The 13,205-nt window shown below is 72.1% G+C and carries 15 protein-coding genes, 1 tRNA gene and 1 pseudogene; 5 read left to right on the top strand and 12 right to left on the bottom strand.

The annotated features are described in order from the left end of the window. Positions 1 to 67: 67 nt before the first annotated feature. The 4 genes and pseudogenes from ACFY9E_RS24185 to ACFY9E_RS24170 all read right to left on the bottom strand — a co-directional run. The gene (locus tag ACFY9E_RS24185; RefSeq protein WP_390987438.1) at positions 68 to 799 is read right to left on the bottom strand and encodes a sugar phosphate nucleotidyltransferase; all 732 of its coding nucleotides are present in this window, start codon (positions 797 to 799) and stop codon (positions 68 to 70) included. 99 nt (positions 800 to 898) lie between these two features. Then, entirely contained in the window at positions 899 to 1,348 is a 450-nt protein-coding gene (locus tag ACFY9E_RS24180; protein ID WP_390987436.1) for a hypothetical protein, read from the bottom strand. 218 nt (positions 1,349 to 1,566) lie between these two features. After that, a complete protein-coding gene (locus ACFY9E_RS24175; RefSeq protein WP_390987434.1) occupies positions 1,567 to 2,649 on the bottom strand; it encodes a sn-glycerol-3-phosphate ABC transporter ATP-binding protein UgpC in 1,083 nt (360 codons plus the stop codon). A 186-nt stretch (positions 2,650 to 2,835) separates the two neighbouring features. Further along, positions 2,836 to 3,435 (bottom strand): annotated as a pseudogene (locus ACFY9E_RS24170) (helix-turn-helix transcriptional regulator); the annotation flags it as partial. On the opposite strand from ACFY9E_RS24170, the gene ACFY9E_RS24165 reads away from it, so the two are divergent. Further along, positions 3,409 to 3,792, top strand: a complete 384-nt coding sequence (locus ACFY9E_RS24165; RefSeq protein ID WP_390987433.1) for a DUF3224 domain-containing protein — start codon at positions 3,409 to 3,411, stop codon at positions 3,790 to 3,792. The pseudogene ACFY9E_RS24170 and the gene ACFY9E_RS24165 sit on opposite strands and share 27 nt — an antisense overlap. A 94-nt stretch (positions 3,793 to 3,886) precedes the next feature. After that, a tRNA-Thr gene (locus ACFY9E_RS24160) sits at positions 3,887 to 3,960 on the top strand. Between the two features lies 1 nt (position 3,961). Here the strand turns inward: ACFY9E_RS24160 and ACFY9E_RS24155 are convergent. The 3 genes from ACFY9E_RS24155 to ACFY9E_RS24145 form a co-directional block, all read right to left on the bottom strand. Next, positions 3,962 to 4,906: an aminoglycoside phosphotransferase family protein gene (locus ACFY9E_RS24155; protein WP_390987431.1), complete on the bottom strand. Its 945-nt coding sequence runs from the start codon at positions 4,904 to 4,906 to the stop codon at positions 3,962 to 3,964. Between the two features lie 220 nt (positions 4,907 to 5,126). Beyond that, entirely contained in the window at positions 5,127 to 6,110 is a 984-nt protein-coding gene (locus ACFY9E_RS24150) for a zinc-binding dehydrogenase (protein ID WP_390987429.1), read from the bottom strand. Positions 6,111 to 6,155: 45 nt separating this feature from the next. Further along, positions 6,156 to 7,316, bottom strand: coding sequence for an FAD-dependent oxidoreductase (locus ACFY9E_RS24145; RefSeq protein ID WP_390987428.1), 1,161 nt, complete (start codon positions 7,314 to 7,316; stop codon positions 6,156 to 6,158). Between the two features lie 129 nt (positions 7,317 to 7,445). Between ACFY9E_RS24145 and ACFY9E_RS24140 the strand changes: the two genes are divergently transcribed. Beyond that, entirely contained in the window at positions 7,446 to 8,123 is a 678-nt protein-coding gene (locus tag ACFY9E_RS24140) for a pentapeptide repeat-containing protein (protein ID WP_390987426.1), read from the top strand. A gap of 13 nt (positions 8,124 to 8,136) precedes the next feature. Here the strand turns inward: ACFY9E_RS24140 and ACFY9E_RS24135 are convergent, their stop codons facing one another. Beyond that, the gene (locus ACFY9E_RS24135; RefSeq protein ID WP_184561072.1) at positions 8,137 to 8,637 is read right to left on the bottom strand and encodes a hypothetical protein; all 501 of its coding nucleotides are present in this window, start codon (positions 8,635 to 8,637) and stop codon (positions 8,137 to 8,139) included. A 37-nt stretch (positions 8,638 to 8,674) separates the two neighbouring features. On the opposite strand from ACFY9E_RS24135, the gene ACFY9E_RS24130 reads away from it, so the two are divergent. Next, positions 8,675 to 10,090, top strand: coding sequence for a M1 family aminopeptidase (locus tag ACFY9E_RS24130; protein ID WP_390987425.1), 1,416 nt, complete (start codon positions 8,675 to 8,677; stop codon positions 10,088 to 10,090). Positions 10,091 to 10,094: 4 nt separating this feature from the next. On the opposite strand, the gene ACFY9E_RS24125 is transcribed toward ACFY9E_RS24130, so the two are convergent. Together ACFY9E_RS24125 and ACFY9E_RS24120 are read right to left on the bottom strand one after the other, a co-directional pair. Further along, positions 10,095 to 10,610: a GNAT family N-acetyltransferase gene (locus ACFY9E_RS24125; protein WP_390987423.1), complete on the bottom strand. Its 516-nt coding sequence runs from the start codon at positions 10,608 to 10,610 to the stop codon at positions 10,095 to 10,097. Positions 10,611 to 10,727: 117 nt separating this feature from the next. After that, a complete protein-coding gene (locus ACFY9E_RS24120) occupies positions 10,728 to 11,303 on the bottom strand; it encodes a TerD family protein (RefSeq protein WP_033312269.1) in 576 nt (191 codons plus the stop codon). 160 nt (positions 11,304 to 11,463) lie between these two features. On the opposite strand from ACFY9E_RS24120, the gene arfB reads away from it, so the two are divergent. Next, entirely contained in the window at positions 11,464 to 11,901 is a 438-nt protein-coding gene (gene arfB, locus ACFY9E_RS24115) for an alternative ribosome rescue aminoacyl-tRNA hydrolase ArfB (RefSeq protein WP_390987422.1), read from the top strand. Here arfB and ACFY9E_RS24110 read toward each other — a convergent pair. Continuing rightward, entirely contained in the window at positions 11,898 to 12,365 is a 468-nt protein-coding gene (locus ACFY9E_RS24110; RefSeq protein ID WP_390987421.1) for a GNAT family N-acetyltransferase, read from the bottom strand. The two genes, arfB and ACFY9E_RS24110, sit on opposite strands and share 4 nt — an antisense overlap. Positions 12,366 to 12,410: 45 nt before the next feature. After that, positions 12,411 to 12,995 carry a flavin reductase gene (locus ACFY9E_RS24105; RefSeq protein WP_390987420.1) on the bottom strand — a complete coding sequence of 195 codons (585 nt, stop codon included), beginning with the start codon at positions 12,993 to 12,995 and terminating at the stop codon, positions 12,411 to 12,413. Positions 12,996 to 13,205 lie beyond the last annotated feature (210 nt).

The following is a 13,205-nucleotide window of genomic DNA, read 5'->3' as shown; positions in this document are numbered from 1 at the left end:
GGGCGGGGAACCGCGCGACAGGCCACGATGAGCCGTCAGCCGCCGGCAGAAGCAGCCAGCCGAGCTCTCAGCGCCCCAACGCCGCCAGTTCCTTCGCGGCTTCGGTCAGGTCCTTCGCCGTGTCGATGGCCCGCCAGTACGACCCCTGCGGGATGGTGAACCCGGCCAGCCGCCGCTCACGGGCCAGATGGGGAAACGTCGTCCGCTCGTGGTCGCCCCGGTGCGGCAACAGCCCGGAGAACTCGGGGGAGAAGACGTACACGCCGGCGTTGATCTCGAAGGTCGACGGCGGCGCCTCGATGAAGTCGGTGATACGGCCGAAGCCGTCGGTCCGCACCGCGCCCCACGGCAGGCGGGGCCGGGCCAGCGCCAGCGTCGCGACGGCGTCCCGCTCGGCGTGGAAATCGGCCATGTCCCGCAGCGAGAACCGCGTCCAGATGTCCCCGTTCGTCGCGTACCAGGGCTGGTCGGGGTGGGGGAGATGCGCCGCGGCGTACTTGAGGCCGCCGCCGCGTCCGAGCGGCTCGGGCTCGACGACCGTCGTGACGGAGACGGGCAGGTCGGCCGTCTCCAGCCACGTCTGCAGCACCTCGGCGAGGTGGCCGCAGGAGACCACGACGTCCGTCACCCCCTCGTCGGCGAGCCAGGACAGCTGATGGCCGATGATCGGCGTCCCCGTCCCGGGGATCTCGACCATCGGCTTGGGCCGGTCGTCGGTGTACGGACGCAGCCGGGAGCCCTGGCCACCGGCCAGAACGACGGCTTGAACGGGGCGGGACGCGGCGCTCGGATCGCTCATGGACACGAACTGTACGTGGCGCGTCCCGCCCGGGACTGCGGCCGACGACGGTTCCCGTCGGCCGTAACGGACTTCCCACCCGGTGGCAGGGCGGTGGGCTCAGCTGTGCGCGGCGGCGACGCCGGTGGCGAAGGCGGTGTCGCAGACCGGGCGGGCGTACGACTGGGCGCGGGTCGGGCCGTAGACCCGGACGGCGGCCTGGCCGAGGGCGCGGGCGATGGAGGCGCAGTGCTTCGCCAGCGACGGGCGGCCGTTGACGGCCTGCTGGAGGTGGGTGAGGGCGACGCCCGGGTTCTCCTCCTGCAGTTCGGTCAGCAGCTTGTCGCGCAGGATGTCCTGGGGGGCGCGCTTGGCGGCCCGTGGGGTGCCCACGGAGGTGTCCGCGGCGGTGAGCACCGGGTCGGTGGAGTTACCCGACCAGTTGACTCGGGTGACCGCGAGGGTCCCGGAGAGCACCAGGACGACGGGCAGGACGAAAGCGAGGGTGCGGCCGATCCGGCGGGCGGGGCCCCGGCCGCGTCGCGTCTGTTGGTTCATGGAGTGCTTCACGCGTGTGAGGGTAGCGCCCGGTAATGGTTTGTAGACATTTAGTCACCGGTTCGGGGGATGAGAGAGTGCCACTTTCCGGGTAAGGCGTTGACGCACACTGCTCGAAACGTCCGGTCTGCCGGGGTATTTGTCGACAACGAGAAGGGCCCCGCAGCGTGCCGCGGGGCCCTCTTCGTCAACCTGGGTGAATCACCCGGGGTTGTGCGTTTGCCGGCTGATCAGTCGGACAGGCGCGCACCGGTCGACGTCGAGAACACGTGGGTCTCGCCGGAGCGGGGCACGACGTGCAGCTGGCTGCCCTTCTCCGGGACGTCACGGCCGTTGACGCGGACGACCAGGTCCTTGGAGTCGTCGCCGACCTTCGCGGTGCCGTAGACGTACGCGTCGGCGCCGAGCTCCTCGACGACGTTGACGGTGACGGCGAGGCCCTGCTCGACGTCCGACACCTCGAAGTGCTCGGGGCGGACGCCCACGGTGACGGTCTTGTCGGTGGCGGCGGCGATCGCGTCACGCTGCACCGGGACGACCGACTTGCCGAACTTCACGCCGCCGTCGGTGATCGGCACCTCGACGAGGTTCATCGCCGGGGAGCCGATGAAGCCGGCCACGAAGAGGTTGGCGGGCCTGTCGTACATGTTGCGCGGGGTGTCGATCTGCTGGAGCAGACCGTCCTTGAGGACCGCCACCCGGTCGCCCATCGTCATGGCCTCGACCTGGTCGTGGGTGACGTAGACGGTGGTGATGCCCAGGCGGCGCTGGAGCGAGGCGATCTGCGTACGCGTGGACACACGGAGCTTGGCGTCCAGGTTGGACAGCGGCTCGTCCATGAGGAACACCTGGGGCTCACGCACGATGGCGCGGCCCATGGCGACACGCTGGCGCTGACCGCCGGAGAGGGCCTTCGGCTTGCGGTCCAGGTACTCGGTGAGGTCGAGGATCTTCGCGGCCTCCTCGACCTTCTGCCGGATCTCCGCCTTGTTGACGCCCGCGATCTTGAGCGCGAAGCCCATGTTGTCGGCGACGGTCATGTGCGGGTAGAGCGCGTAGTTCTGGAACACCATGGCGATGTCCCGGTCCTTGGGCGGCAGGTGCGTGACGTCGCGGTCGCCGATGCGGATGGCGCCGCCGTTGACGTCCTCGAGTCCCGCGAGCATGCGGAGCGAGGTGGACTTGCCGCAGCCGGAGGGGCCGACGAGGACGAGGAACTCGCCGTCCTCGATGTCGATCTCCAGCGCGTCGACGGCGGGCTTGGTGGAACCCGGGTAGATCCGGGTCGCCTTGTCGAACGAGACAGTGGCCATGGTGAATGAACCCCTTCTACCGGCAGGAACGTGCCGGACGATCCGAGTAGGAAGGCGGTGCCACGACGGTCATTCCGTTGTGGTGTAGTCCACACGTGTGAACTGGCTCAGGACGGTACCTGGCGTTCACACGTCTGTCAGTAGTTCCGGGCCTGTGAACTTCGCGGAAATTTTCGAAGCGGCGTCTCAGGGCTGTCCGTACCGGTCCGCGAGCACCGCGACCGCCCGGGCGACGGCCTGCCGCAGGGCGGGAGGGCCGAGCACCTCCGCCTCGGTGCCGAGCCGGAGCAGGTCGCCCACGGCCACCGCCTCAGACTCCACGGTCAGTTCCACCTCGACCCAGCCGTCCCCGTCGGGCGGGCCCGCGCTCTCCAGGGCCCGTACGCCCGCCGCGCCGAACTGCATCGGCAGCAGCCGCCGCGCGCGGGGTGAGATCCGAAGCCGCGCGGTGTCCTGCCGGAGGGCGGCCTCCAGACGCCGGGAGGACTCGGCCCAGTAGGCGGCCAGGTCGAACCCCGCGGGCCGCTCGAAGTTCTCCCGAGTCTCCTCCACGGCCAGCACGCGCGAGACCCGGTAGGTCCGTACGGCCTCCTCCGCCAGGGCCACGAGGTACCAGATGCCGCCCTTCAGGACGAGCCCCAGCGGACGCACCTCCCGGTGCACCTCGCCGCGCCAGCGCCGCCGGTAGTGCAGCCGCAGCACCCGCCGCTCCCACACGGCCCCCGCCACGGCCTCCCGGAACCAGGCGGGCGCGTCCAGGTGGAACCGCGACTGGCAGGAACGCGTGATCGGCCCGGCGAGGACGCGACCCCCCGCCTCGCCCACGCCTCCGTCCGGAACACCTTCACCGGCGGCATCGAGGCGGCCGCGACGAGCTGCGCGTACTCGATCGTCTACGTCACCGCGAAGACCGGCTCCTTCGCCGGCATGGAACTGCTCACCGGCCGCGTCGACGGACGCGAGGGGAGCTTCGCGGTCGAGGAACGCGGGTCCTTCGGCGAGGACGGAACCGTGCACTGCACCTTCGAGGTGGTGCCGGGCTCGGGCAGCGGGCAGCTGACCGGCCTGAAGGGGAAGGGCGCCTTCACCGCACGGCACGGTGAGACGGCTGTGGAGTATCGGTTCGCCTACGAGGTGGAGTAGCCGGCCGGCCGGAACGGAACGCCGTGGCTCGGCGTAACGGGCTCTGTGTACAGTGGAGCCGCCCTCGCGCGCGGCAACGCGACGCACGGCGCCCGCCTCCTTAGCTCAGCTGGCCAGAGCAACGCACTTGTAATGCGTAGGTCGTCGGTTCGAATCCGACAGGGGGCTCTCAAGGCCCAGGCCGGATCACTCCGGACCTGGGCTTTTTCAGGCGTCGGGCGATTTCCAGCCGGGTGTCGTCGAGGGGGCGGTCGTCCTCGATGTCCCACAGGGTGTTCTGGAGGAGGCGGCCGAGGGTCCAGGCGTGGGCCCGGGGGCGGTCCAGGGTGAGGACGTCGGTCATGGCGTCGAAGCGCCAGACGATGTCGTCGGGATCGAAGCGGTTGTCCAGGGCGGGCCACAGTTCGAAGCCCGGGTCGCCCGCGAGGGGCTTGGGGTCGATCGCGAGCCACGGGGCGCGGCCCGAGGCGAGGACGTTCTCGTCGTGGAGATCCCAGTGCAGGAGCCGGTCGCCCGGCTCGTCGGCGACCTCGCGCACGGCGGCCGCGCAGTCGGCGACGAGCCGGCGGGCCTCCGGGTCGGGGATGCGGGCGAGGGCCCTGGGGGTCCGGTCGAGCATGTCCCGGGCGATGTCGCCGAGACGGCGCATGCCGGGCGGGGCCGGGAAGGACGTGAGGTGGGCCAGGAGCTCGGCGATGGTGACCACGGCCTCGTGGGCGTCCGGCACGTGGGACAGCATGCGGGTCTCGTCGAGGCGCTCCAGGAGCATGGTGCCGGTGGGCTCGTCGTGGTCGAGGAAGCGGACGGCACCGTCGCCGTTCCAGGCGCGCAGTGCGACCGGTTCGCCCTCGCTCTCCTCGTCGAGGATCTGGAGCTTGAGGACCGCCGGGGTGCCGTCGGAGCGCACGACCGGCAGGACCAGGGCGGAGACGCCGTGCATGGCCGGTCCGTCGGGTCTCAGGTCCCAGTGGTCGAGGAAGCGGGCCGTCCGCTCGGGCAGTCCGGCGATGAAGGCGCGGCCCGCCTCGCCGTTGAACTTCTCCTGTGATGCCGCCAGTTCCCGGGGAATGTCGATCACTCCCGGCACGGTAGTGGGGCGCGCCGGGTGCGTCATGTGGATATCGCGCTGAAGGCGTGGGGGGTGCGCCGGTCGTCCTCGGACCTGTCGAGGTCACGCCGGGCGGCGGGGAGGGCGATGGGTGCGTCGAGTTGAGCGTCAGCCGGGCCTGGGGCGATGTCGGCCCGGATCCACCAGCGGCCCGGGTCGGTGTCCACGGGAGGGCCGGGGCGGCGGCCGGCCTCCGCGGGTTCGTCGCCGCTGGTGGGGCGTCAGGTCACGGCTCCAGAACCACCTTTCCGGTCGTGCCGCGGGTCTCCAGCGCCCGGTGCGCGGCCGCGGCCTGTGCGAGCGGGAAGCGCTGTACGGCCGGGGTGAGCCGGCCGGCCGCGGCCTCGGCGAGGGCGCGCAGTTCGAGGGTGCGGACGGGGTCGGGCCCGCCGGCCTTCCCGAGCATCACCGGGCCGAGGACCTCCTCGGAGACGCCGTCGACGAGGTAGGGGCCGCCGCCCTGGATGCCCTCGCCGGACCAGCCGAAGACGATGTGCCGGCCGCCGGGCCCGAGGAGGCTGACGGCTTCGCGGGCGACGTCGCCGCCGACGCCGTCGAAGACGACGGTCGCGGTCCGGCCGCCGAGATGGGCGCGGACCTTCGCGGGCCAGTCGGGGTCCTTGTAGTCGACGGCGAGGTCGGCGCCGCCGGCCCGCACGCGGGCGGTTTTCTCCGGCCCGCCCGCGAGGCCCACGACGGTCGCGCCGGCGTTCTTGGCGTACTGCACGAGGAGGGTGCCGATGCCTCCGGCGGCGGCCGGGACGACGACCACGGAGTCGGGGCCGAGGTCGGCGAACTGGAGGATCCCCATCGCCGTGCGGCCGGTGCCGATCATGGCGACGGCCTCGGCGAAGTCCAGGCCGCCGGGGATCTCGTGCAGGCGCTCGACCCCGGTGACGGCCAGTTCGGCGTAGCCGCCGGGGACGAAGCCGAGGTGGGCGACGACCTTCTTGCCCAGCCACAGTCCGTCCACGCCCTCGCCCAGGGACTCGACGACACCGGCGACCTCGCGGCCGGGGATGGTAGGCAGCGGCGTCGGCTCGGCCGCCGGGCCGCCCCGCATGCCCTCGCGCAGGGCCGTGTCCAGGAGGTGGACGCCCGCCGCGCGTACGGCGACACGGACCTGGCCCGGGCCCGGGCGGGGGTCCTCCACCTGCTCGTAGGTGAGGTTCTCGGGCGGGCCGAAGGCGTGCAGGCGGATGGCGTGCATGGCAGCTCCTCTGGTGGGGCGTTCCGATGCGACCAGCCTTCAACCTCAAGCATGCTTGAGGTCAAGCTCGCGCCGGCCCAGGGCCAGGGAGACGGCCGTCAGGGCGCTGTTGAAGGAGACCTCCGAGAGCACACCGGGGGCCGCCACCTGGTCACCGGCGAGGTAGACGCCGTCGCCCCGGTCCACGGCCGGCCGGTCCCGCCAGCTGGTGCCGGGCGGATCGACCGCCCCCGTACGGCCGTTGGCCACGGATGCGCGCCGCCAGGTGACGCGCTCGCGCCAGCCCGGGAAGCCCAGGTCGAGCAGCTGCTCGGCGCGGGCGGTGCCGTCGGTCTTGGACTCGTGCGGGGCGAGGGGGATCTGGCCCTGGATCAACTGCTCACCGGCCGGGGCGAGTGTGCGGTCCTGGGCGGTGAAGCGTTCCAGCCAGCCGGGCGCGTCCAGGTCGGAGATCGCGAAGGCGTCCCCGCGCCGGGTGCGCAGGGCCAGGTCGACGAGGGCGGTACGGCCGCTCGGCCAGGTCAGGGAGTCGTCACCGAGCAGGCGGCGGGCGGCGTCGAGGGAGGTGGCGACGACGACCGGCGTGTCGGTGGGGAGCGTGTCGACCCGGGACAGCGTCTCCATCCGGACGCCCAGGTTCCAGGCCCGGGAGGCCATCCGGTCGATGAGGCTCGCCCAGCCGCCGCGCGGGTAGTGGGCCTCGGGCGGCAGCTTGGTGGCTCGGCGCAGCCTCTCCTGCACGAACGCGGCCGACAGCGACCCGGGATCGTGGTGGAACAGGGCGACCGCCGCGTAGTGGGCGGCGGCCCGGGCCCCCTCCTCGCCCGCGATGCCGGTCGCCCAGGACAGGAAGTCGGCGTCCACGGGAGCCTGCCGGCCCGTCCGGCGCAGCAGCTTCAGCATCGGGAAGGGCGGGGTGCGGCGCAGCACGCCCTGGTGCCGCAGCCTCAGCCGGGCCGCCTCCAGGGGCGGGAGCGGGGCGAGCGGGCCGATCAGGTCGCGCTGCCTGAGCCACGCCCAGTGCGGACCGCCGTTGTAGAGGGCGTGCGGGCCCTCGTTGGTGCGGTAGGGGCCCTCGGCGGTGCGCGCCCGGCCACCGAGGGTGTGGTGGGCCTCGTGGACGGTGACCTTGGCGCCCGCCTCGGCCGCGGTGATGGCCGCGGTCAGTCCGGCGAAGCCGCCGCCGATGACGGTGATGCGGTGCATGGCTGGGGGTCTCCCTCGGGTCGGGGTCGCCTTCTGGGAGTACGACCGATCGAGAGCGCCGGAATGTGACATGGCCGGCGTTCTCGCAGGTCAGGTCCGGTTGTCAGTGGTCGGGTGCAGCATGGGGGCATGGCGAGGAGAGCGGCGGGCGGTACGGGTGTGAAGGGCGCGCGGCGACCGGAGGTGCGGCTGCCGGTGCTGGAGCCGTACGAGGGCGGCGGGCTGGAGCCCGACGGGGACTACGACGGGCTGGACTTCCGCGAGGCCGACCTCTCCGGACAGGACGGAGGGGGCGCCCGCTTCATGGACTGCGCCCTGACGGGCTGCGCGCTGGACGAGACCCGGCTGCGGCACGCCCGAGTCCTGGACTCGGCCCTGACCGGCGTCCGGGGCGTGGGTACCGACCTCGCCGAGGCGACCCTGCGCGATGTGGAGCTGACCGACGCCCGGCTCGGCGGACCCCAGCTGCACGGGGCGGTGCTGGAGCGGGTGCTGGTCCGCGGCGGCAAGATCGACTATCTGAACCTGCGCACGGCCCGGCTCAGAGACGTCGTCTTCGAGGGCTGCGTCCTGGTCGAGCCGGACTTCGGCGGAGCCCGTCTGGAGCGCGTGGAGTTCGTGGACTGCGCGCTGAAGGGCGCCGACTTCCACGCGGCGACCCTGACGGACGTCGACCTGCGGGGAGCCGTGTCCCTGGAGATCAGCCGCGGGCTGGACCGGCTGTCGGGGGCGGTGATCAGCACGGCACAGCTGCTGGATCTGGCGCCGGTGCTGGCCGCGCAGTGGGGGATCCGCGTGGAGGGCTGATCCCCGGCGGCGGCTACGGGAGGCGGGGGAAGCGGGCCTGGAGGGTCCAGATCGCCGGGTTCTCCGCGAGGTCGTCGTGCAGGTCGGTGAGGTCGGCGATCAGGTCGTGCAGGAAGTCCCGGGCCTCGCGGCGCAGTTCGGAATGGGAGACGGTGAGCGCGGGCTCCTCCGCGCGCATCCAGTCGGCCTCGATGTCCACCCACCCGAAACGGCGCTCGAACAGCATCCGGTCCGTCGACTCGGTGAAGTCCAGCTCCGCCCGCTGCGGGCGGGACGCCCTCGATCCCGCCGGGTCCCGGTCGATCCGCTCCACGATGTCGCACAGCGCCCACGCGAAGTCGAGCACCGGCACCCATCCCCAGGCTGTGGACACCTCGTGGTCCGTCTTGGTGTCCGCCAGGTAGACGTCCCCGCAGAACAGGTCGTGCCGCAGCGCCCGGACGTCCGCGCGGCGGTAGTCGGTCTGCGGCGGGTCCGGGAAGCGGTTGGAGAGGGCGTAGCCGATGTCGAGCACGGAGGTGATGGTGTCACGTGATCGTAGGATCGCGGTCGTGGCCCGATCTGTACGTCTTGTCCCCACCCTGCTCGCGCCCACCCTGTCCGCCTGCGCTCTCGTGCTCACCGCGTGCGGCGGCGGAGTGCACGGCACCCCGGGCGGCTCCGGCGTACGCGACCCGTACTTCCCGAAGGCCGGCAACGGCGGCTACGACGTCACCCACTACGGCCTGCGCCTCGCCTACGACCCCGGCGCCCACCACCTCACCGGCACGGCCACCCTCACCGCCCGCGCCACCCGGGACCTCTCCGCCTTCAACCTGGACCTGCTCGGCATGGAGGTCGAGAAGGTCACCGTCGGCCGCGGGATCGCCCGCTGGAACCGCGCCGGGCAGGAGCTCACCGTCCGGCCGCACGACGACATCGACCGGGACGAGACGTTCCGCGTGACCGTCCGCTACTCCGGAGCGCCCGAGACCGTCACCGACCCGGACGGCTCCCGCGAGGGCTGGCTGCGCACCACCGACGGGGTGCTCGCCCTCGGCGAGCCGACGGGGTCGATGGCGTGGTTCCCCGGCAACCACCACCCCTCCGACAAGGCGGCGTACGACCTCACGGTGACCGTGCCGAAGGGCCTGCGGGCCGTGTCCAACGGCGAGTTGCGAGGCGAGACGACCGCGCGGGGGCGTACGACGTTCGTGTGGCACTCCGGTGAGCCGATGGCGAGCTATCTCGCCACCCTCGCGATCGGCCGCTTCGACATCAGCCGCTCCAGGGCCGGGGACCTGCCCGTGTACACGGCCGTCGACCCGGCCGAGGCGGCGGCGAGCCGGCCCGTGCTCCGGCGGATTCCGGAGGTGCTGCGGTGGGCGGAGCGGCGGTTCGGGCCGTACCCCTTCTCCTCCACCGGCGCTATCGTCGACCGCGCGGCCGACATCGGCTACGCCCTGGAGACGCAGAGCCGCCCAGTGTTCCCCGGTGCTCCCGACCTCACGCTCCTCGTCCATGAGCTCGCCCACCAGTGGTACGGAGACTCCGTCACGCCCGAGAGCTGGCGGGACATGTGGCTCAACGAGGGGTTCGCGACGTACGCGGAGTGGCTGTGGGAGGAGGACCACGGCGGGGACAGCGCCCAGGAGACGTTCGACGCGCTGTACTCGGGTGCGTACGGCGACACGGAGGAGGCCGCGGAGGAGATCTGGGAGTTTCCCCCGGTGGATCCGCCGAGCGCCGCGCGGATCTCCGACCCGCCGGTGTACTGGCGGGGGGCGATGGTGCTGCACAAGGTGCGGCAGGCCGTCGGGGACGCGAGATTCTTCGGGATTCTCCGGGGCTGGGCGGCGACCTACCGGCACGGGAACGCCGACACCGCCGACTTCACCGCCTATGTCGACAAGAGGGCGCCCGGGGCGGACTTGGCGGAGGTCTGGGACGCGTGGCTGTACGGAAAGGGGAAGCCGGAGCGGCCCTGAGGCCTCACGAGGTGGTGGTCAGTTCCTTGCGCAGGACCGTGCAGGGCCGCCGGTGCCGCAGATCCTCACGGTGGTCGACGACCTGGTAGCCGAGGGCCGTCCAGAAGGCCAGGGCCTTCGCGTTGTCCGCCAGGACGGCCAGGCGGACGGCGGTGCGGCCGGTCGCGCGGAAGCGGTCCTCCACGAGGGCGGCCAGGCGGCGGCCGTGGCCCTGGCCCTGGAGGCTCGCGTCCACCATCAGCAGGCCGATCCAGGGGTCCGGGTCGGCCGGGTCGGGGTGGTGGGCGAGGGTGACGGCGATGCCGATCAGCCGGCCGAAGCTGCGGGCGAGCAGGATCTCGGCGCCGGGGTGCTCCCCCTCCTGCGACAGCGCGGCGGCGACCTGCTCGGGGCTGATGTCGTGCGGGTCGGGGAAGTCGCCGCTGAGGGTGTGGAACTCGGGGTGGGAGGCGTAGAGGGCCGTGAGTTCCGCGAGGACGGCGGGGCCGGGGGCGGGAGGGAGCAGGGGTTCGAGGATCACTGGGCGGTGCCGGGCTTTCGTGCGGGGGCGTTTGCCGTGCCCTGAGGGCGCCGGAGCCCCCGGCCCGATACCCGCGGCCGGGGGCTCCACACGTCACGCGTGGACGGAGGGCGTCCGTCAGACGTTCACGCCGAAGTCCTGGGCGATGCCGACCAGGCCCGAGGCGTAGCCCTGGCCGACCGCGCGGAACTTCCACTCCGCGCCGTTGCGGTACAGCTCGCCGAAGACCATGGCCGTCTCGGTCGCCGCGTCCTCCGACAGGTCGTAGCGGGCGATCTCCGCGCCGCCGGCCTGGTTCACGATGCGGATGTAGGCGTTGCGGACCTGGCCGAAGTTCTGGCTGCGGTTCTCGGCGTCGTAGATCGAGACCGGGAAGACGATCTTGTCGATGTCGGCCGGGAGGGCGGCGAGGTTGACGTTGATCGCCTCGTCGTCGCCGGCGCCCTCACCCGTGCGGTTGTCGCCGGTGTGGACGATGGTGTTGTCCGGCGTCTGCTTGTTGTTGAAGAACACGAAGTGGGCGTCCGAGTAGACCTTGCCCTGCGTGTTGACCGCGATCGCGGAGGCGTCGAGGTCGAAGTCCGTGCCGGTGGTGGTGCGGACGTCCCAGCCGAGGCCCACGGTGACGTCGGTCAGGCCCGGAGCCTCCTTGGTGAGCGAGACGTTGCCACCCTTGGACAGGCTTACAGCCATTGTTGGGAGTCCCTTCCCTCGTTTACGTGCGGCAAAGAAGCTGCGGCAAAGAAGCTACAGCTACCCCCATGAACGTGGAGAGGGGTACGCGAGGTTCCAGCTCCTTTACTTTCTTTACTCGCGGTTATTCGGGTGACGTGGACGGGTCAGGAGCGGGAACATGGAGGGCATGTCCGGTCCCCACGTCATCCGCGGCTCCGTCTCCCTGCCCGAGGCCGAGCTCATGTGGCGTTTCTCGCGGTCCTCGGGGCCGGGCGGGCAGCACGTCAACACCAGCGACTCCAAGGTCGAGCTGAGCTTCGACCTGGCGAAGACCGAGGCGCTGCCCGCGGTGTGGAAGCAGCGGGCCCTGGAGCGGCTGGCCGGGCGCCTGGTCGACGGGGTCGTCACCGTGCGGTCCTCCGAGCACCGCTCCCAGTGGCGCAACCGCGAGGCCGCCGCCGTACGCCTCACCGCGCTCCTGGCCGAGGCGACCGCACCTCCGCCCAAGCCCCGCAAGCCGACCCGGATTCCCCGGGGCATCAACGAACGCCGGCTGCGCGAGAAGAAGCAGCGCTCGGAGACGAAGCGCGGACGCGGCGGGCAGAACTGGGGCTAGGCCAGCTCCATGACGCCCACCGTCTGGCCTCCGCTGGTCTCCCCGTTCGGGCGGAAGCCGAGTCCCAGGTAGAAGCCTTCCGGGCCGTCGGGGCCCGGGTGCCAGGTGACGTAGAGCTGTTCGTGGCCGCGCCGGCGCAGTTCGGCCGCCACCGACTCGACGGCGAACCGGCCGTACCCCCTGCCCTGCTCCCCGGCCGCGATGTTCAGCCGCCACAGGCCCGAGCGGCGGACGCTGCCGTCCTCGTACCAGTCGATGTCGAGGAAGGCCATGAGGAAGCCGACCGGGCGGTCGTCGTCGACGATCAGGCGGGGCCAGGCCGCTCCGGAGTGGACGTACGCCTCGGCGAGCGACTTCACGACCGGGGCGACCGCGTGTTCCTGGTCGGGGCGGACGTGGATGCCGAGGGCGGCGTCGAGGTTCGCGGGGGTGATCTCCTGGAGCCGGGGGCCGGTCGTCGTCATGGGCGCACCCTAGGCGGGCGGATCACCACCGGGCCAGCGATCACCTCAGCCCAACTGCCGGTACCGGCCCCGGAAGTACGCCAGGGGGCCGCCTTCCGCGCTCGGGACCCGGGCGGTCAGGACACGGCCGATGACCAGTGTGTGGTCGCCCGCCCGGACACGCTGCTCGGTGCGGCACTCCAGGACGGCCAGGGCGCCGCCGACCAGCGGGGCGTGGGTGTACTCGCCGCGCGTGTACGGGATGTCCGCGAACAGCAGACGGTCGCTGAGGCGGCCCTTCATCGCGAAACGGCCCGCGATGTGCCGCTGGCTCCCGGAGAGGACCGAGACCCCCCACAGCTCCTGCTCCTCCAGCAGCTCGTCCATGCGGGAGCCCTCGCGCAGGCTCACCAGCACCAGGGGCGGGTCCAGCGACACCGACATGAAGGCCGTGGCCGTCATGCCCACGTCCTCGACATCCGGCGCCGAGGGGTCGTCCGGGTCGAGCGAGGGCTCCTGCGCGGTCACCAGGACCACGCCCGAGGCCAGCCGGGACATGGCGGCGCGGAACTCGTCGTTGCTCACCCCCTCAGCATGCCCGGAGGCGGGCGACGGAATGATCGGGGACGTGGCAGCGGGAGTGTTCGGCACGGGGAAACGCTAATCTCCGCCGCGCACGCCCCGCATCGGACTCCCGCCCGATCACGGTCCTAGGACTCGCGACGGACATCCGCGGTCCGGCGACGGGCACGACGGGAATACAGGTGCGCAACCTGACAAAGTCTGCGTTCGGTGGCCGCATGTGAAGAACGCAGAAACTCCACTCAATTGTTCAGCTTTGCCTGTGACTTGAGTCACAAG

The sequence above is a fragment of the Streptomyces sp. NPDC012466 genome, assembly GCF_042955215.1.
In the GTDB taxonomy this organism is placed as follows: domain Bacteria; phylum Actinomycetota; class Actinomycetes; order Streptomycetales; family Streptomycetaceae; genus Streptomyces.
The sequence above is the reverse complement of the archived record's forward strand: the minus strand, read 5'-3'. Positions and strand labels throughout refer to the sequence as shown.